This is a genomic window from Paenibacillus sp., assembly GCF_035645195.1.
Classification (GTDB): Bacteria; Bacillota; Bacilli; order Paenibacillales; family YIM-B00363; genus Paenibacillus_AE.
Genome location: NZ_DASQNA010000014.1, coordinates 107,300 through 123,918 on the forward strand (window position 1 = coordinate 107,300; position 16,619 = coordinate 123,918).

At 59.3% G+C, this 16,619-nt stretch carries 21 protein-coding genes; 13 read left to right on the forward strand and 8 right to left on the reverse strand.

Annotation, left to right across the window (positions count from 1 at the left end; translation table 11 throughout):
• Positions 1-141 precede the first annotated feature (141 nt).
• The 5 genes from VE009_RS06885 (at position 142) to VE009_RS06905 (ending at position 4,669) form a co-directional block, all read left to right on the forward strand.
• Positions 142-1,659 carry a copper amine oxidase N-terminal domain-containing protein gene (locus VE009_RS06885; RefSeq protein ID WP_325006692.1) on the forward strand — a complete coding sequence of 506 codons (1,518 nt, stop codon included), beginning with the start codon at positions 142-144 and terminating at the stop codon, positions 1,657-1,659.
• A 10-nt stretch (positions 1,660-1,669) separates the two neighbouring features.
• Positions 1,670-2,026, forward strand: a complete 357-nt coding sequence (locus tag VE009_RS06890) for a thioredoxin family protein (RefSeq protein ID WP_325006693.1) — start codon at positions 1,670-1,672, stop codon at positions 2,024-2,026.
• A gap of 197 nt (positions 2,027-2,223) precedes the next feature.
• Entirely contained in the window at positions 2,224-3,150 is a 927-nt protein-coding gene (locus VE009_RS06895) for a COX15/CtaA family protein (RefSeq protein ID WP_325006640.1), read from the forward strand.
• A 27-nt stretch (positions 3,151-3,177) separates the two neighbouring features.
• The gene (locus tag VE009_RS06900) at positions 3,178-3,858 is read left to right on the forward strand and encodes a Cthe_2314 family HEPN domain-containing protein (protein ID WP_325006641.1); all 681 of its coding nucleotides are present in this window, start codon (positions 3,178-3,180) and stop codon (positions 3,856-3,858) included.
• Between the two features lie 25 nt (positions 3,859-3,883).
• On the forward strand, positions 3,884-4,669 hold the full coding sequence (locus tag VE009_RS06905; RefSeq protein ID WP_325006642.1) for an SDR family oxidoreductase: 786 nt from the start codon (positions 3,884-3,886) through the stop codon (positions 4,667-4,669).
• 58 nt (positions 4,670-4,727) lie between these two features.
• Here VE009_RS06905 and VE009_RS06910 read toward each other — a convergent pair whose 3' ends face one another.
• Positions 4,728-4,973, reverse strand: coding sequence for a NifU family protein (locus tag VE009_RS06910; protein ID WP_325006643.1), 246 nt, complete (start codon positions 4,971-4,973; stop codon positions 4,728-4,730).
• A 67-nt stretch (positions 4,974-5,040) separates the two neighbouring features.
• On the opposite strand from VE009_RS06910, the gene VE009_RS06915 reads away from it, so the two are divergent.
• A complete protein-coding gene (locus VE009_RS06915; protein WP_325006644.1) occupies positions 5,041-5,301 on the forward strand; it encodes a YuzB family protein in 261 nt (86 codons plus the stop codon).
• A 1-nt stretch (position 5,302) separates the two neighbouring features.
• On the opposite strand, the gene VE009_RS06920 is transcribed toward VE009_RS06915, so the two are convergent.
• Positions 5,303-6,364 (reverse strand): NAD(P)/FAD-dependent oxidoreductase, encoded by a 1,062-nt coding sequence (locus VE009_RS06920; RefSeq protein WP_325006645.1) that lies wholly within the window; start codon positions 6,362-6,364, stop codon positions 5,303-5,305.
• Positions 6,365-6,463: 99 nt separating this feature from the next.
• Positions 6,464-7,567: an aminofutalosine synthase MqnE gene (gene mqnE / locus VE009_RS06925; RefSeq protein WP_325006646.1), complete on the reverse strand. Its 1,104-nt coding sequence runs from the start codon at positions 7,565-7,567 to the stop codon at positions 6,464-6,466.
• A gap of 183 nt (positions 7,568-7,750) precedes the next feature.
• Here mqnE and VE009_RS06930 point away from each other — a divergent pair, with 183 nt between their 5' ends.
• Entirely contained in the window at positions 7,751-8,104 is a 354-nt protein-coding gene (locus VE009_RS06930) for an iron-sulfur cluster assembly accessory protein (protein WP_325006647.1), read from the forward strand.
• Between the two features lie 212 nt (positions 8,105-8,316).
• On the opposite strand, the gene VE009_RS06935 is transcribed toward VE009_RS06930, so the two are convergent.
• Positions 8,317-8,583 carry an excalibur calcium-binding domain-containing protein gene (locus tag VE009_RS06935; protein WP_325006648.1) on the reverse strand — a complete coding sequence of 89 codons (267 nt, stop codon included), beginning with the start codon at positions 8,581-8,583 and terminating at the stop codon, positions 8,317-8,319.
• 249 nt (positions 8,584-8,832) lie between these two features.
• Between VE009_RS06935 and VE009_RS06940 the strand changes: the two genes are divergently transcribed.
• Complete coding sequence (locus VE009_RS06940) at positions 8,833-10,377, forward strand: diguanylate cyclase (protein WP_325006649.1); 1,545 nt, start codon at positions 8,833-8,835, stop codon at positions 10,375-10,377.
• Between the two features lie 49 nt (positions 10,378-10,426).
• On the opposite strand, the gene VE009_RS06945 is transcribed toward VE009_RS06940, so the two are convergent.
• Positions 10,427-10,642 carry a hypothetical protein gene (locus VE009_RS06945; RefSeq protein ID WP_325006650.1) on the reverse strand — a complete coding sequence of 72 codons (216 nt, stop codon included), beginning with the start codon at positions 10,640-10,642 and terminating at the stop codon, positions 10,427-10,429.
• Between the two features lie 341 nt (positions 10,643-10,983).
• Here VE009_RS06945 and VE009_RS06950 point away from each other — a divergent pair, with 341 nt between their 5' ends.
• The gene (locus tag VE009_RS06950) at positions 10,984-11,121 is read left to right on the forward strand and encodes a sporulation histidine kinase inhibitor Sda (RefSeq protein ID WP_325006651.1); all 138 of its coding nucleotides are present in this window, start codon (positions 10,984-10,986) and stop codon (positions 11,119-11,121) included.
• Positions 11,122-11,129: 8 nt separating this feature from the next.
• On the opposite strand, the gene VE009_RS06955 is transcribed toward VE009_RS06950, so the two are convergent.
• Positions 11,130-11,387 carry a hypothetical protein gene (locus tag VE009_RS06955; RefSeq protein ID WP_325006652.1) on the reverse strand — a complete coding sequence of 86 codons (258 nt, stop codon included), beginning with the start codon at positions 11,385-11,387 and terminating at the stop codon, positions 11,130-11,132.
• Between the two features lie 59 nt (positions 11,388-11,446).
• Positions 11,447-12,448: an NAD(P)/FAD-dependent oxidoreductase gene (locus tag VE009_RS06960; RefSeq protein WP_325006653.1), complete on the reverse strand. Its 1,002-nt coding sequence runs from the start codon at positions 12,446-12,448 to the stop codon at positions 11,447-11,449.
• Between the two features lie 368 nt (positions 12,449-12,816).
• Here VE009_RS06960 and VE009_RS06965 point away from each other — a divergent pair, with 368 nt between their 5' ends.
• Together VE009_RS06965 and VE009_RS06970 are read left to right on the forward strand one after the other, a co-directional pair.
• Entirely contained in the window at positions 12,817-14,010 is a 1,194-nt protein-coding gene (locus VE009_RS06965) for an NAD(P)/FAD-dependent oxidoreductase (RefSeq protein WP_325006654.1), read from the forward strand.
• A 3-nt stretch (positions 14,011-14,013) separates the two neighbouring features.
• A complete protein-coding gene (locus VE009_RS06970) occupies positions 14,014-14,277 on the forward strand; it encodes a hypothetical protein (protein ID WP_325006655.1) in 264 nt (87 codons plus the stop codon).
• Between the two features lie 71 nt (positions 14,278-14,348).
• Here the strand turns inward: VE009_RS06970 and hemQ are convergent, their stop codons facing one another.
• Entirely contained in the window at positions 14,349-15,092 is a 744-nt protein-coding gene (gene hemQ, locus VE009_RS06975; RefSeq protein ID WP_325006656.1) for a hydrogen peroxide-dependent heme synthase, read from the reverse strand.
• A 138-nt stretch (positions 15,093-15,230) separates the two neighbouring features.
• Between hemQ and VE009_RS06980 the strand changes: the two genes are divergently transcribed.
• Together VE009_RS06980 and VE009_RS06985 are read left to right on the forward strand one after the other, a co-directional pair.
• Positions 15,231-15,527, forward strand: a complete 297-nt coding sequence (locus VE009_RS06980) for a YuiB family protein (RefSeq protein ID WP_325006657.1) — start codon at positions 15,231-15,233, stop codon at positions 15,525-15,527.
• Positions 15,528-15,631: 104 nt separating this feature from the next.
• Positions 15,632-16,516: an alpha/beta hydrolase gene (locus VE009_RS06985; RefSeq protein WP_325006658.1), complete on the forward strand. Its 885-nt coding sequence runs from the start codon at positions 15,632-15,634 to the stop codon at positions 16,514-16,516.
• Positions 16,517-16,619 lie beyond the last annotated feature (103 nt).

A 16,619-nucleotide genomic window follows, 5' to 3' on the forward strand; every position in this document is an offset into this window, starting at 1 on the left:
CAGGGCGCGCGTCCCGCATGAACCATTTTCAAATCTTAGAAAAAATTCCATGCACTCCGGCTCGGAAGAGGCTATAATCGGTGGAGAAGGTTTTTGGGAGAAACCGATCTGATCCATGGGGAGGAACGAGAGTTGAAACGTATGGGGAAACGGGGCCTGCTGTCGCTGATGGCGGCCGGGTCGATGTTGACGGCGATCGGCTGCGAAGCGGTCGGCGGCGTGGATGTCAATCAAGCGGTCGTCGCCATGTACGACGTGAAATCGATGGAGAGCTCGGCGACGGTGGAATGGGAATTTAAGGGGAATCCGTCCGGCGGCGCGGAAGCCGCGAAAGTGGCGGCGGCGCTCGGCGCGGGGCGCATCGTCATCGACGAGCTGCTGCAGGAAGATACGCAGACGATGTCGGCGATCGGTGCGATTGAACTATCGAAAGGCGACATTCCGTTCGCGCTGTACATAGAGGGCCAAACGATGGTGCTGGACATCGAAGGAACGAAGCAGCCGTTCGAGCTCGATTTCGCGGCGCTCGCCGGCGCGAACGCGTCCGCGGGCATGCCGTTCGACAGCTCGATGCTGTCCGATACGCTCGCGCAGGAGGCAGGGCAGCAGCTGCTGAAGGATATCGTTTCGTATTTCCTCGGCCATATGACGAATCCGGAAGATACGACCGTCGGCACGGTGTCGGAAACGATCGACGGCGCGTCGAAGACGCTCACGAAGGTGTCGGCGAAAGCGGACTTCGAAGAGCTCGTCGTCTTGGCGAGCGGCGCGCTCGCGAGCATCGCGGCGGACGAGGAAGGCCTCAAGGCGCTGATCTCTTCGTTGTATGAGACGCTCAAGCCCATCATCGCCGAGTCGATGGGCGGCGCGGAAGACCCGGTTCTGAAGAACATGCTGAATAACAAGACGCTCATGGTCGAACTGATTTATTCGCAAATCGCGCCGCTTCTCCAAACGGCGTCGGAAGATTTGAACGCGATGACCGCGGAAGAGATGCCGTTCTCGGCGAACAGCGGCGTCACGGCGGAGCTGCTGCTCGACGGCGTCCAGCCGGCGGGCCTCAACCTTGAGCTGTACGCCGAGCCGACGGAAGGCGAAGGCGACGGGCTCGAATCGGTGCGCCTCGCGTTCGAGACGCGCTGGTGGAACGTGAACGGAGACGTCGATGCGAAGTCGTACGACGGCGCGACGGCGCCGTTCCCGATCGACGCGAAGCCCCGGCAGCGTCTCGCGAACATCGAGCCGCAGTCGCTGCTGTACGACATTCTGAAGAACGACTTGAAGGTAACCCGCCATTCGTTCGATATGTATATGGGCGCGAACGCGAGCGTACCGGACGGCATTTCGCCGTATATTAAAGGAGCGGGCACGACGATGGTGCCGGTCCGCTACGTGAGCGAGCAGCTGGACGCGACGGTCGATTGGAACGGCGCGGCGCAGTCGATCACGATCAAGGACGCGGAGGCCGGCATCGAGATCGTCATGAAGATCGGCGACCGCAAGGCGACCGTGAACGGCGCGGCGCAGACGCTGCCGGAAGCGCCGGAGCTCGTCGAAGGCGCCACGTTCGTGCCGATCGCGTTCATCACGAAAGCGCTCGGGGGCGCCGCTTCCTGGAACGGCGAACTCGGGATCGTAACGATCGAGAAGGAGTTTTGATGCGAGCATGATGACCCCTATTCAAAGCGTCGAGCAATTCGACGAAGCGATCGCGGCGTCTAAGCCGACGGTGGCGCTGTTCAAAGCGGATTGGTGCAAGGATTGCCATTACATCGATCCGTTCATGCCGGACGTCGCGGCGAAATACGCGGACCGCATTACGTTCGTCGTCGTCGACCGCGACGCGTTCCCCGAGCTGGGGGAGCGGTACAACGTCCTCGGCATCCCGAGCTTCATCGCGTTCCGCGAAGGCCGGGAGACGATGTCGTTCATCAGCAAGCTCCGCAAAACGCGCGAGGAAATCGAAGGCTTCCTCGACCGCGTCGTGCAGGTGTCCGACGAGCTCGCCAAGGCGAGCCGCGAATAACGAAGAGAGTTGGCAGCGCCGCGAAGGCCGTCTATTCGGGTCCCCCCGATAGGCGGCCTTCGACGTTCGTTCAAGGAATGTTCAGAGGCGGAAAATAGCGTTTCGTCCGCCGAATCGATATAATGGGCAATGAAACGGTTCGACGCGCGGACGCGGTCGGACAGGCCTTATGAATAAACGGATCGGGAGTTAACGACATGCGAAACGAAAAATGGGTAAAAGCGCTGGCGCTCGCGGCGTGCATCGGCATGTTCCTCGTGCTGCTCATGGGCGCTACGGTGACGCAGACGGAGTCGGGCCGCGGCTGCGGCGACGATTGGCCGCTCTGCAACGGCAAATTTGTTCCGGATTATACGATAACGTCGATGATCGAATACAGCCATCGACTCGTCAGCGGCATCGTCGGCCTGCTCGTGCTCGGCGCGACGATTGCGACGTTCGCGGCCGTCCGGCGGACGGGCCCGCGGGTGTACGCCTCGGGCGCGCTGTTCTTTACGGTGCTCCAGGCGGGGCTCGGCGCCGCGCAGGTGATGAATCCGCAATCGGACGCCATTCTCGCGCTGCACTTCGGCTTCTCGCTGCTGGCGTTCACGTGCACGCTGCTGACCGTGACGTCGGTGCGCGCGTATTACCGAGGCGAACGGCATGCGGAGGCGCAGGCGCCGATCGCGGGTCGGTACCGCGCCGCCGTGTGGCTTACGACGCTGTACGCCTACATCGTCGTTTACACAGGCGCTTATACGAGCCACACCGACTCGGGCGGCGGCTGCGCCGGCTTCCCGCTGTGCAACGGGCAGCTCGTGCCGGACGCGCTCGAAGGCGCGACGGCGGTCGCGTTCACGCACCGCACAGCGGCGTACGTGCTGTTCGCGGTCGTGCTGCTGCTTGCGCTGTACACCCGGCGGGCGTACGCCTCGTACCGGGACATATACGGCGGCGCGCGGTGGGCGCTCGTGCTCGTCGCTGCGCAGGTGATGAGCGGCGCGCTGCTCATGGCGCTGATGGGGACCGGCAGCTACGTGATCGCCACGCTGCTGCACACGATGATCATTTCGGTGCTGTTCGCAGTGCTCAGTTATTTAAGCATCACGGTATGGGGAGCGGGACGGGCTTCTCGCCGTTAAGCCGGATAGAGAAGGGGGTGCGTTCGCTTGCTGCGAACGCTGTTTCAAGAACCGCCGCGTAAGGACGAGGGACCGCTGAGCGACATTCTGACGCTGGCGGACGAGCTGGCCGCGAAGAACGCCGTGACCGGCGGGGCGCAGCCGCAGCGGCTGCAAGCATGGCTTCGCAGCATCGCTACGACGTACGACGAGCTCGAGCAGAGCGTCTATTGCGCCGAACGATTCGCGGCGGGCGTCAGGCGCGAATACGTCGAGGAGATGGGGCCGGAAGAGAGGGCCGAGTACCGGAGACATTTGTATTTTTACAAAAACGGGTTCATCCGCGTCTTCTCGGTGCTCGATAAGCTCGGTTCGTTCTTGAACGAACGGTTCGAACTGCGGGCGGAACTCGTCAAGGAGCGGTATTCGTACTTTACGGTGCTTCGCTGCCTGCGGGAATCACGCCGGCATCCGGAGTTGTCGCGACGCTTGCACGACATCAAGAACCGGTTCCGCGATCCGGTGCACGAGCTGCGCCTCATGCGCAACCACGAAGTTCACGCGATGAACACGGAGCTGCTCGACGACGAAGGGCGGCTGCGCATCCGGCCGCGGGACGGGAAGGTGCAGGTGGAGGATTTGCCGCAAAACCTGGAGACGCTGCGAAGCGGGTACGAGATGGCGACCGAATCGCTGCTCGCCGTCTTGACGTATTGCTCGAAGGCGTAGATCGACGGCGGGAGGGAACAAGCGAATGGAACGTCAACGGACGCTGGCGGGCAAGACGGCGCTCGTCACCGGGAGCGCCCGCGGCCTCGGGCGCATGACGGCGCTGCAATTGGCCGCGTTAGGCTGCAATGTGGCGGTGAATTACGTTCGGAGCGAGCGCGACGCGCTCGAGCTCGTCGATCGGCTGCGGGCTTTCGGCGTGCGCGCGGCGGCGGTGCGGGCGGACGTCGGGGACCCGGCTTCGGCGCGGCGGCTCGTCGACGAGACGGAGCGGCTGCTGGATTCGGGCATCGACATTCTCGTCAACAACGCCGGCCCGTTCGTCCGCGAGCGCCGCAGCTTCGCCGACGCGCCGGAGGACGAACTGGAGATGCTGGTGCAGGGCAACCTGCTCGGGCCGATGCGGCTCGATCGTCTCGTCATCCCCGGCATGCGGGAGCGGGGCTTCGGGCGCATCGTCCATTTCGGCTTCGGGCGCTCCGCCGAAGCGCGCGGCTGGCCGCATCGCGGGGCGTACGCGGCCGCCAAGGTGGCGCTCGTCTCGCTTACGAAAACGCTCGCCGTCGAAGAAGCCGGTTCCGGCATTACGGTCAACATGGTTTGCCCGGGAGATATTCGCGGTAACAACAAAGAGAAGCGCATCGACGAGGTGCGCGGCGAGGCCGATCCGGAAGCGTCGGGCCGACCCGGTTCCGGAGAAGACGTCGCCCGCGTCATCGCCTTCCTGTGCGACCCCGCGTCGGATTACGTCACCGGCAACATCGTCGACGTGACGGGCGGCTTCGACCCGATTCGGTATCGGTTCGCGTGAACGACAAAAAACCTGACGGACCGGATACGGTCGTCAGGTTTTTCATAACATAATGGCATTAGAATACCTGCATAACTTCCTTAACGCCGTCGATTTCCTCCATCAGGGCGCGCTCGATGCCGGCTTTCAGCGTAATCGTCGAGCTTGGGCAGCTGCCGCATGCACCCATCAAGCGGAGCTTCACGATGCCGTCCTCGATATCTACGAGTTCGACGTCGCCGCCGTCGCGCTGCAGGAACGGACGCAATTTATCCAAAACTTCGACCACATCGTCATACATCTTCTCATCGGTGTTCGTCGTCATTGCAATCATCTCCTTTCCTCTTATATTATATTACAAAATCTCAAAAAGTTAAACGGGAGGCGGCGTCATGAACCGACTGGTCGAATTTTGCACCAACAATATGCATCACGGGACGGACGAGATCATGCGCCGGCTCGAAGAGCGGCCCGATGTCGAGACGATCGAATACGGCTGCCTCGGCAATTGCGGACAATGCTATTTGGAGCCGTACGCTCTTGTCGACGGCGAAGTCGTCGCGGCCGAGGATGCGGAAACGCTATACGAAAAAATCGTCGAAAAACTAAACGAAGCGGAGGTCGACCCGTTCGCCGACCTGCCGCTCGATTAAGTTACCCCAAATGCGTTTTGGACATCCAAAGCACGCCGCTCTTCAAGAGCCGCGGCACGCGGCCCATCAGCGTCCTGCGTCCCATGACGCCGAAGCCGGCTTTCTTGCCGAGCGAGCCGAGGACGCCTTTCAGCTTGATTTGGCGGAGGCGCACCGATTCGCCGCGCATCCGCGCGCGAATGACTTCGGCCACCTGCTTGCCCTGCGCTTCCGCCGCTTGGCCGCTCGGGGCGAACGGGAGGGCGGCGCAATCGCCGACGACGTAAATTGCGTCGTCGTGCGGCAGATGATACGTGTCGGTCAAGAACAGGCGGCCCATGCCGTCCTTCTCGCCGGGCAGCGCCTGCACGATCGGGCTCGCCTGGATGCCGGCCGTCCATACGGTGACGTCGGTTTCGATAATCTGGTCGCGGTCGTACAGGACGCCGCGCTCCAGGCGCGACAAGGCGACGTGGCCGCGCATTTCCACATCGTGCTCCAGGAACCACGAGCGAACATAATCCTGCGCTTTGCCCGGGAACGCGGATAAGACGCTCGGGCCGCGGTCGAGGATGCGGATGTTCAAATCCGGGCGGCTTTCCCGCAGCTCCGCCGCGACTTCGACGCCGCTGAGGCCCCCGCCGACGATCGTCACTTGACCGTAAGGTTTGACGTCGTTCACCTGCTGATACGTCGCGCGGCTCGAGGAGAACGTCTGGATGCTGCAGGCGAACTCCGGTGCGCCCGGAATGCCGTGGTACTTGTCGACGCAGCCGAGCGCGATGACGAGAATGTCGTACGGAATCGGATCCGCGTTCTCCATGAGAATAAGCTTGCGCTCCGCATCGACCGCTTGCACCTCGCCGTATTTCATGAGCAAGCGAGGGTCGACGGGGAACGCCACGCGCAAATCGATGTCGGCCACGGTCCCCGCAGCCAAAGCATAATATTCGGTCTTTAATCCTTGGAACGGCATCCGATCGATGAGTATCAGCTGGCAATCGTCCGGAAGGCGATCCTTGAGCAGCTCGGTTGCGACGGTGAGGCCGCCGTAGCCGCCGCCGAGAATGACAATTTTCCGCATGTTGGGGCTTCCTTTCTAGACTGTTCCTTGTATCTGCAAATCTGCCCGCGCCTCGAGGCCGTTCGGATCGAACGGCCGCCGAGAGCGAGGGCTTATTTATTATTCGTAGACTTTAATTTCGTTGTAGAACGTATCGCGTTCCACGGCGGTGCGGCCGGCGCCTTTGATCAGCCAAACCAGCTCGTCCCGCGTCAGGCCTTCCTCGGTCGTCGCGCCAGCGGCGTGACTGATGCGTTCCTTCACGAGCGTGCCGTGCACGTCGGATGCGCCGAACGTCAAAGCCATCTGCGTCAATTGCGTACCGATATTAATGAAGTATGCCTTAATATGAGGGAAATTATCGAGCATAAGTCTGGATATGGCGATCATGCGCATATCCTCGAACGCCGACGTCCGCCGCTTGAGACCGGCCGTTTTCGACTTCGGCTGAACCGCGAGCGGGATGAACACCATGAAGCCGTTCGTCTCGTCCTGCAGCTCGCGCAAATACGCCATATGCTGGAGCCGCTCTTCGATCGTTTCGATGGAGCCGTACAGCATCGTGGCGTGCGTCTTCATGCCGAGGCGATGCGCCGTCCGGTGCACGTCGAGCCACTGATCGGAGGTGGCTTTGTCGACGGCCATCTTTTGGCGGTACCGCTCGGACAAGATTTCCGCGCCGCCGCCCGTCAGCGTGCCGAGGCCGGCGTCCTTCAGCGTCGACAGCACTTCCGTAAAGCTGAGTCCGCTCAGCCGGGAGAAAAACTCGATTTCCGCGCCGGTGTACGCTTTAATGGTGACGTCGGGGAAGCGCTGCTTCAGCGCGCGAATCGAATCCACATAATATTGGAACGGAACGGTAGCGTTATGGCCGCCGGTAATGTGGAATTCGCGCACGCCCGGGTGGTAGTGCTGCTCGGCGAACGCGATCACTTCTTCCGGCGAGTATGTGAATGCGCCGTCTTGGCCGGGATCTCGCCGATAGTTGCAGAACGCGCAGTGCGCCTCGCAAACGTTCGTAAAGTATAACGTCATGTTTTCGATGAAGTACACCTTGTTGCCGTTCTTGCGTTGATTGACTTGATTCGCCAATTGACCTAAGGTTAATAGATCGTTCGTTTCGTATAAGTACAGGCCGTCTTCAATCGAAAGGCGTACGCCGTTGTTCACTTTGTCGGCGATTTCGGCCATTCTCTTGTCCGTGCCCGTCAAGAGAGCGCTCATGGTTCCTTCCTCCTTTGTCCGGTGCATCTAGCAAAGACTCAGTCTATTATAAACCTGTTGCTAGAGGCGGGCAATATCGAGAACCCGGAAACGGCATGAAGCTGTGACAAATTTCACAAATTTGCCGCGCCTTGAGCGCTGGAACCGGGAGATGTATACTATAGTTCAAGGAGGTGCATTCCAATGATCGACATTTCCGACCTGGCGTCGCAGAAAATCAAAGAACTGATGGCCGCGGACGGCGTCGCCGACGCTTACCTTAGGCTCGGCGTCAAAACCGGGGGCTGCAGCGGCTTCACCTACGGCATGGGGATCGACACCGACGCGACCGATGCCGACGATACGATCGACGTGAAGGGGCTCAAGGTCGTCATGGAGAAGGACAGCGTCAAATATCTGCGCGGCCTGCAGATCGACTACAAAGAGTCGGCTATGGGCGGCGGGTTTACGATTCATAATCCGAACGCGATCGCGACGTGCGGTTGCGGCTCGAGCTTCCGCACGAAGGAAGAAGCCGGCGTGCCGGGCGAGTGTTAATCGGATGCTCCGCGGTACAATTACGTCAGTGACTCCGTTGACATCACCGAATTGATTCGTTGATGCAGCCGGCAGCCGCATACCGGAGATCGTCGGAGGTTTACGGATTGCACGTGAAAAGCGTGCAATCTCATTTTCGGCGATTTCGGATTGTTAACAACGACCTCCATGACGGGCTTGAACAGAACGTTTACCCGTGATGGAGGTCTATTTTACTTCTCGCAAGCGATCCCGTCCTTATCCCGGTCGCTCTTCTTGTTCGCCTCGTACAAATCCTTCGAGACGTACGGCTTATGCTTCGTCTTGCCGCCCTTGTTCTTGACGACCGCTGACATGGCTACGCCGCCCGGATAGTCCTTGTTCAGTTCGGTGCAATTCTTGTACGTTTTTGCCTTCTCTGCGGCGCTCGCCGAATGAGTGTAGCCGAATACGAGCGAAACCCCAAACAGAAATAAAATTGCCTTCGTTGCGTTCTTCATTCGACCCCATCCCTTTCCATTTCATCTCGATGGTCTAACGAAAAAGAATCACTTACATTATACCTAAAGTTCCAGCGTTTGGAAGAGAGGCCCAGAACAATGTATCGAACTCAGGTTTCTTCTCTTCAGAATTTTTATAAAAATCAGTCCACATGGCCTCGAATCGAAAGGGATTTGTAAAATGTTGTCGAAATTTTTTGTATATAATTCATAACAATCTGCAGCGTCGAACGAAAGCGAGGGGATCGCATGGTCCAGAGCATTATTACGAATGTTTCGGTCGTCGTATCCTTCCTGTTTTTGCTCGACGTTTTGTTTCGGAAAGAACGGTTTCTCACCTCGGGAGGCGTCCGGAGGCGGGCGTCGCTCGGCCTAGGGTACGGACTGCTCGGCTGCATGTTGATCGTGTTCTCCATCGCGGTCAAAGGGGACGTCATCATCGATTTGCGCCATATCGCGTTCGTCTTGTCGGCGTTCTACGGCGGCTGGCTCTCCAGCCTCATCACCGCTGCGGTGGTGGCTTGCTTTCGCGTCGCCTTTTACGGCTTCACGGATGTCGCTTGGACGGCGGCCGGGTTTATCGTGCTGACCGGCATCGTGTGCGGCTGGATCGCGAAACGAAAGCTCCCCCCCATATGGAAGTTCCATACGCTGAACGCCGCGGCGACGGTACTCGGCATGGCGTTGTTCCGCTTCGTGCTGCCGAACAACAACGTTCTATTCGGGAAACTGATGCTGTACGGATGGGCGGCTTCGCTGCTCGCGGCGGTCGCGGTGTACGCTTTGATGCGATTTATGGACCGGGCGAGCGTCAACGAGCGGCTCCTTCGGGAGAGCGAGCGGGAGCTGCGCCGAACCGCGCATATGCTGCGGGCGCTGCTGAACGACATGCCGAGCGGGCTGCTGGCCGAAGATCGGGACCGCCGAATCACCTATGCGAACCGGCAATATTTGCGGCTGTTCGGCGAACCGGCGACGCTCGAATTGACCGGGCAGCTTCGAGACGACGTCTTGGCCCGTCATCGGCAGCAGTTTCGGGAGCCGGAGCTGTTCGCGGCCGCCGTGGAGGAGCTTTCCTCCGGCCGCGGGGCGGCGATCGAGCCTTACTTCGAGCTGAAGGACGGCCGCGTGCTGCAGTTCAATTACGCGCCGCTGGCAGACGACGGGGAGCACGGCGGCCATCTATGGAAGTTTCATGACGTGACGGACTTCAAAGCGAGCGAGAAGAAGCTTCAGGAAGCTAATACGGTGCTGAAACGGCTGTCGGGGATCGACGGCTTGACGGGCATCGCCAACCGGCGAAGCCTCGACGAGCATTGCGAGTTCGAGTGGGACGCGTGCGCGCGGAGCGGGAAGCCGCTCGCCGCGCTGCTGATCGACGTGGACGACTTCAAGGCGTACAACGATCATTACGGCCACCTGGAAGGGGATGCATGCCTGCGGCGCATCGCGGAGGCGCTGGAGTCGAGCGTCAAGAAGCCGGACGATTTCGTGGCGCGGTACGGAGGCGAGGAGTTCGCGGCGCTGCTCCCCGATACGACGCTGGACGGAGCGGTCAGCGTCGCCGAGCGGATGCGGCTCGCCGTCTCGGAGCTAAATATCGAACACGTCCATTCGCGCTCCGGACCGCGGGTCACGGTCAGCGTCGGCGTCAGCGCGCTCGTCCCGAAGGCGGGCGGCTCGTTCCTGGAGCTGTTCATCAAAGCGGACAAGGCGCTGTACGCGGCTAAGGCGCAGGGCCGCAACCGAACGGTCGCGTTCGATACCGAAGGGAATGCATACGTGTGGGAATGAAGAAGGCGCCGGAGCTGCTCCGGCGCCTTTCCGATGTTCGCGGGGGTGATCAGCGGCAGATGCGGGTGACGACGACCAGCAGAACGAACAGCACCAGCACCGCTTCTATAGGAAGCCCCGCCGCGTACGGCTTCGCCGCAAGAACGGCCGACGGCGCCGGATACGGCATCGGGTTCGCCGCCGGCGCCGGATTGCCGGCGATGACCGCCTGTTCATTCGCCTCCGCCGCGTACGGCACATTCGGTTTTACGTAATATTCCGCCAATGAAAAGTCCCTCCCTGGAATCGTGTCGATCGAGACCATTGTATGAGAAGTCGGGCGGAACGCCCTGTGCGGACACCCAGGGCCCAATCTCCGAATTTGCGGCGGAGTGATTAAATTTATTTATCGGAAAACTATCCACATATCCACCGTTTCGGTTGCCCACATCATAAACGACCGACCCCCCTGCAATTCCGGGGATAATCACAAATTGTACACAGGCAATCCACAAAATTCTGTGGATAACGGAACGCTTGTTCGCAATCGAGGGGTCTGGTAGCATAAAAGAAACCCCGAAGGGTTGGCATAATTTATGGAAGCATGGCATAAGGAGGGACTCGAAGGTGAAAGAACTGAGCAACGAGAGTTTGATCGAGACGTATTTAAAAGCGATCGATCTGCAGCTCGAGAGCGACTTCATTAAGCTGCTGGAACAAGAAATCGAACGCAGAAATTTAGACATCAACGTTTCTTTCCACTAAAGCCCATCTCATAGCCGTTCGATTTCCTGAATCCAAGCGACGAACGTTTCGCGGCATGCGGCACAGTACGCCGTATGCGGACAGACGCGGTCGTCCACGTCAGGGTAACCGTTCGACATCCGAATGTCGTCGATCGGCCGATACGGGGAGTAGGGGCCGTAGTAATCTCCTAATCGGCCGGCGTCCTCCGCCTGCGCGGAGCAGCGAGGACAAGCGGCTTCCATCGGCGCGAGGCCGTTGCACACCGGGCAAATCGAGCGGATCAACAAACAAGGCATCCTCCTTTGCCGTTAGGCTACAGGTAGGATGCCTCTTTTTTCGCGACTTATAACTTCATGTTGCTGCTGTGGCCCGGCGACAGCTTCGCGTTCGGGTCGATGTACACTTTGGCGTTGTTGATGGCCGTAGGCGCTTCGCCGAACCCGACGGCGATCAGCTTCAGCTTGCCCGGGTACGTCGTGATGTCGCCCGCGGCGAAAATGCCCGGGATCGACGTCATCATGCGGGTGTCGACGACGATGGAGCCGTCCTCGATGTCGAAGCCCCATTCCGCGATCGGCCCGAGGGACGAAACGAAGCCGAAGTTAACGATGACGTCGTCGACGGCGAGCTCCGTCTCTTCGCCGGACTTCACGTCCTTCAGCGTGACGCGCTCGATGGACTCGGCGCCGTGCAGCTTCGCGATCTCTTTCGGCGTAACGACGTTCACCTTCGATTTCATCAACAGCTCGACGCTGTGCTCGTGCGCGCGGAACTTGTCGCGGCGGTGAATGAGCGTCACCTCTTTCGCGATCGGTTCGAGCATGAGCGACCAGTCGACGGCCGAATCGCCGCCGCCGCTGATCAGCACGTTGCGGCCGCGGAATCGCTCCAGGTTGCTGACGAAGTAGTGCAGATTTTTGCCTTCGAACGCAGCCGCCTCGGGAAGATCGAGCTTGCGCGGCTCGAACGCGCCCACGCCGGCCGTAATGACGATCGCTTTCGCTTCGTGCGTCGCCTTCGTCGTTTCGATGACGAAATGCCGTTCGTCCTTTTTAATGACCTTCAGCACTTTCTCTTCAAGGCAGCGCTCGATCGGGAAGTGACTCATTTGCTGCAGCAGGTTGTCGACGAGCTCCTGCGCGCGCACTTTCGGGAATCCCGCCACGTCATATATATACTTTTCCGGATACAGCGCGGCCAATTGCCCGCCCAGCTGAGGCATGCTCTCGATGATCTTGCAGCTCGCTTGCCGCATACCGGCGTAGAATGCGGCGAACAGTCCGGCCGGACCGCCCCCGATGACTGCGATGTCGACGATGCCGTTCGGATTTGTCGTGCTCGTCAAGACGGTTGCACCTCCATAAAAAAATTAACTGTGAAAACAAACAATCCGTTTTCATTATACATGATGTTCTACGGAATGAAACCCTGTTCCGGTTTTGCGAACGTAAAATTTTCTTGTCGGTCGAATCCCGTTTCGCCGTACAATGACAACATTTTAGGACTTGAACTTTATTGCATATTGTGGCAAGATATTGACAGTTTAATGTAATTTGCAAGCTGGCAAAAGGTTGGAAGTTTCGGATCAAGAAATTGTGGACAGTCTATCAAGTAAACTTTCTTTTTGCGGAACTTTGTGTATTTTTTCACAAACTAATTTGTCACTTTTGCCAAAAAACCATATACAAAATCGGAAGGATTGGGAGAACACGCATGAGCAGAATACCTCGGATCGTGATCCTCGGCGCGGGCTACGGCGGGATCGTTACGGCGCTGCGGCTGCAGAAAGAGCTCAATTACAACGAAGCGGACGTCACGCTTGTCAATAAACACGATTACCATTATATAACGACGCATTTGCATATGCCGGCCGCCGGAACCGACGACCCGCAGAACGCTCGCGTCAGCATCCTGAAGCTGATCGACGAGTTTAAGATCGACTTCGTGAAGTCGACCGTCGTTCAAATCCGCCCGAACGATCGCAAGGTCATCCTCGAGGACGGCACGCTGTCCTACGATTACCTTGTTATCGGCCTCGGCGGCGAGCCGGAAACGTTCGGCATCCCGGGCCTCAAAGAGAACGCCCATTTCATCCGCAGCATCAACAGCGTGCGCTTGATCCGCGAGCATATCGAGTATCAGTTCGCGAGGTTCAAGAAGGAGCCGCACCGGAAGGACTACCTGACGTTCGTCGTCGGCGGCGCAGGCTTTACGGGCATCGAGTTCATCGGCGAGCTGGCGGACCGCATCCCGAAGCTGTGCAAAGAGTTCGACGTCGACCCGAGCTTCGTGAAAATATACAACGTCGAAGCCGCTCCGACGGCGCTGCCGGGCTTCGATCCGGAGCTTGTTCAGTACGCGATGGAAGTGCTGCAGAAGAAGGGCGTCACGTTCAAAATCGGCGTCGCGCTTAAAGAATGCATGCCGGACAGCATCTTGCTCGCGAACGGGGAAGAAATCAAGACGCACACGGTCATCTGGACGGGCGGCGTCCGCGGCAACAAGCTGATCGAGGAAGCGGGCTTCGAAGCGATGCGCGGCCGCATCAAAGTCGACGAGCATCTGCGCATCCCGGGCTACGACGACATCTTCGTGGTGGGCGACTGCTCGATCGTCATGAACGAAGAAGGCCGTCCGTATCCGCCGACCGCGCAAATGGCGATTCAGCAGGCGGAGGTACTGGCGCATAACTTGGTCGCGTCGATCCGGGGCTCTTCGCTCAAGGCGTTCAAATACGAGAGCAAAGGCACGGTCGCGTCGCTCGGCAAAAACGAGGCGATCGGCGTCGCGTTCAACCGGAAGCTGAAAGGCGGCACCGCGGCGATGCTGAAGAAAATGATCGATATGCGCTACCTGTACATTATCGGGGGCATTCCGCTCGTCCTCCGCAAAGGATATTTCCGGTAAGCCATGCGGCACTGCAGCGTGCAGGTTCGGGGGTTGTTGACGCGGGACGAGCTGGATCGTTACAACGCGTTGATGGACGTCGGGCACTACCTCGAGTCGCAGCAGCGGTACGATTTGGCTCAGACGGTGCAGAAGGAAATCGACCGTCTCGTGCAGCCGGCGATCGAGCGCCTGAAAGAGAAAGGGCGCGAACGCGATCGGCAGGATCAAGAATTTTTGCGGCAGATCGAACGTCTTCGCGCGGGCGAGGACGAAGACGACGAGTAAGCCGGACAAACGAACACCCTCGACGGTCGAGCCGTCGAGGGTGTTTTTCGCGGTTTGCCGCGTCCGTACGTTTAACGGATCATGTTCAAAAACTTCTCCGTATCCGTCAAATTGCCGACGAAGAAATCGCCGAACTCTCCGAAGCGCGCCGACACTTCGTCGAAGCGCATTTCGTAAACAAGCTTCTTGAACTGGAGCGCATCGTCCGCGAACAGCGTAACGCCCCACTCCCAGTCGTCGAAGCCGACGGAGCCGGTGATGATCTGCTTCACCTTGCCGGCGTACGACCGGCCGATCAGGCCGTGGCTGCGCATCATCTCGCGGCGCTCGTCCATCGACAGCATGTACCAGTTGTCGCCGCCGGAGCGGCGCTTGTTCATCGGATAGAAGCAAATGTGCTTCGCCTTCGGCATCGACGGCTTCAGCCGCGCGGCGATCTCCGGGTTTTCCATCGGGTCGGTGCCCGGCTTCGCCATGTAGTTGCTGAGCTCGACGATCGAGACGTAGCTGTGCGCCGGGATCGTTACGTCGCCGAACGTCGTTTTGTTGAATCTCGTCTCAAGCTCGTTCAGCTCTTCCAGCGTCTCGCGCAAATGAACGAAGACAAAGTCCGCTTTCTGCCCGACGATCGAGTAGAAGGCGAAGCTGCCGGTTTTGTTGTCGTCGGCCGCGGCGCAGTCCGCGACGTACGCGCGGAGGTCTTCCTCCGCCTGGCGCCGTTCCTGAGGCGTCAACGCCTTCCAGGCGGTCCAATCGATATGTCGAAAATCGTGGAGGGCGTACCAGCCTTCCAGCGTTTGTGCCGCTTCGCTCATCGGTTTCGTCACACTCCTATAGGGTTTGTCCTTATTTTACCGGAACGCCGCCTGCGGGGCAAACGAGGCCCGGTTTGACGAGCGTTCGGCGCGAATGTACACTTAGGACGATAAGAATCGCGGGAGGGTTTACGTTTCATGGATTTGAACATTTTTCAAGTCATCGTTATTTTTTTGCTGGCGTTCGTGCTGATGTTCGGCGTCGGTTTCATTTTAAACATGCTTATGAAAACGACTTGGTTTCCGATATACGCGTACGCGGCCCTGATGGCGGGCCTGTTCGTCTACTTCGAATGGGGGCAGGAGAACATGCTCGCCAACCTGCTCGAATACGGCGCCATCGACTGGCTGGCGGTCGTCGCTGGCTTGCTGGGCGCCTACGTCAGCGGTCTCGCGATCCGCACGCTGCGCGTCCGCGGCTTTAAGATGTTCTGATATAACGGGAAAATGTGTCGCGTATGGGGCTTCCTCCTCGGGGAAACGTAACGGTATCACAATCTTCAGGCTTGTTACGTTCTTTCAGGAAAGGAAGGGGACTCATGCCGAAAGCAAGCGTCAACGGCACGATATTGCATTATCACGTGCACGGCCGCGGAACGCCGATCGTATTTATTCATCCGCCGTTCCTGAACCGCGCCGTGTTTCGGTATCAAGAGGTGCAGCTCGTCGATCCGTTCCGAATCGTGACGTTCGATATTCGCGGGCACGGCTTCAGCCCGGCCTCGGAGGCGCCGCTCTCCTACCCGCTCATCGCGCAAGACGTCAAATCGCTGCTGGACCATTTGAATATTCGGCAAGCGTACTTGTGCGGCTATTCCGCCGGCGCAGGCGTCGCGCTCGAGACGATGCTGACGCATCCGGAGCGCATTCGCGGCGCGATTTTGGTCAGCGCGATGGCGGAGCCGAACAACATGACGGTGTTCGGGCAGCTGAGCGGGGCTTCGTCGCTGCTGAAGCTCGGGATGAAAACGAGCCTCGCGCTCGCGATCGCGAAGGCGAACGCGGACATGCGCGAGACGTTCCACAATTTGTATTACGAAGCGATTCGCGGGGATTTGGATAATTGGCGGCAGTATCACGAAGCGAGCTTAGCGTATTCCGCAATCGATCGGATCGCCAGCATCGAAGCGCCGACGCTGCTCGTGTACGGGGCGAAAGATCGCCGCTTCCACACGCACGGAGAGCGGCTGCACGAGCTGCTGCCGGGCTCGACGCTCGCCCGCATTCCCGACGTCGACCACGCCGTTCCGACGAGAGGCTTCGAGACGTTCCACGATCTCGTCACGAAATGGGTTATGCAGCACGAGCTGCGGGCGGCGTCGAGCGGAGCATCGCATGTGGACAAGGATTTGATCAAGAAAGCGATGGATTACGACCTTCGCATTCCCGAAGAAGTGCTCGTCGATCACGGGCTTCGGCAGTAAGGCTGCCGCGCGGGAGGAACTTGCGGGACAAGCTGCGCATTCGTGCGCAGCTTATTTTTTTGCCGCCGAAGCGGGCGGATTTATGCTACAATGATGCGTATCG

Bases quoted from the DNA above. Each gene is read 5' to 3' on its own strand.
- VE009_RS06915 (WP_325006644.1), top strand. From the start codon at position 5,041: ATGAACCGACTGGTCGAATTTTGCACCAACAATATGCATCACGGGACG.
- VE009_RS06965 (WP_325006654.1), top strand. From the start codon at position 12,817: ATGAGCAGAATACCTCGGATCGTGATCCTCGGCGCGGGCTACGGCGGG.
- VE009_RS06920 (WP_325006645.1), bottom strand. From the start codon at position 6,364: ATGCGGAAAATTGTCATTCTCGGCGGCGGCTACGGCGGCCTCACCGTC.
- VE009_RS06985 (WP_325006658.1), top strand. From the start codon at position 15,632: ATGCCGAAAGCAAGCGTCAACGGCACGATATTGCATTATCACGTGCAC.
- VE009_RS06980 (WP_325006657.1), top strand. From the start codon at position 15,231: ATGGATTTGAACATTTTTCAAGTCATCGTTATTTTTTTGCTGGCGTTC.
- VE009_RS06885 (WP_325006692.1), top strand. From the start codon at position 142: ATGGGGAAACGGGGCCTGCTGTCGCTGATGGCGGCCGGGTCGATGTTG.
- mqnE (WP_325006646.1), bottom strand. From the start codon at position 7,567: ATGAGCGCTCTCTTGACGGGCACGGACAAGAGAATGGCCGAAATCGCC.
- VE009_RS06895 (WP_325006640.1), top strand. From the start codon at position 2,224: ATGCGAAACGAAAAATGGGTAAAAGCGCTGGCGCTCGCGGCGTGCATC.
- VE009_RS06935 (WP_325006648.1), bottom strand. From the start codon at position 8,583: ATGAAGAACGCAACGAAGGCAATTTTATTTCTGTTTGGGGTTTCGCTC.
- VE009_RS06905 (WP_325006642.1), top strand. From the start codon at position 3,884: ATGGAACGTCAACGGACGCTGGCGGGCAAGACGGCGCTCGTCACCGGG.
- VE009_RS06930 (WP_325006647.1), top strand. From the start codon at position 7,751: ATGATCGACATTTCCGACCTGGCGTCGCAGAAAATCAAAGAACTGATG.
- VE009_RS06910 (WP_325006643.1), bottom strand. From the start codon at position 4,973: ATGACGACGAACACCGATGAGAAGATGTATGACGATGTGGTCGAAGTT.
- VE009_RS06970 (WP_325006655.1), top strand. From the start codon at position 14,014: ATGCGGCACTGCAGCGTGCAGGTTCGGGGGTTGTTGACGCGGGACGAG.
- VE009_RS06940 (WP_325006649.1), top strand. From the start codon at position 8,833: ATGGTCCAGAGCATTATTACGAATGTTTCGGTCGTCGTATCCTTCCTG.
- hemQ (WP_325006656.1), bottom strand. From the start codon at position 15,092: ATGAGCGAAGCGGCACAAACGCTGGAAGGCTGGTACGCCCTCCACGAT.
- VE009_RS06890 (WP_325006693.1), top strand. From the start codon at position 1,670: ATGACCCCTATTCAAAGCGTCGAGCAATTCGACGAAGCGATCGCGGCG.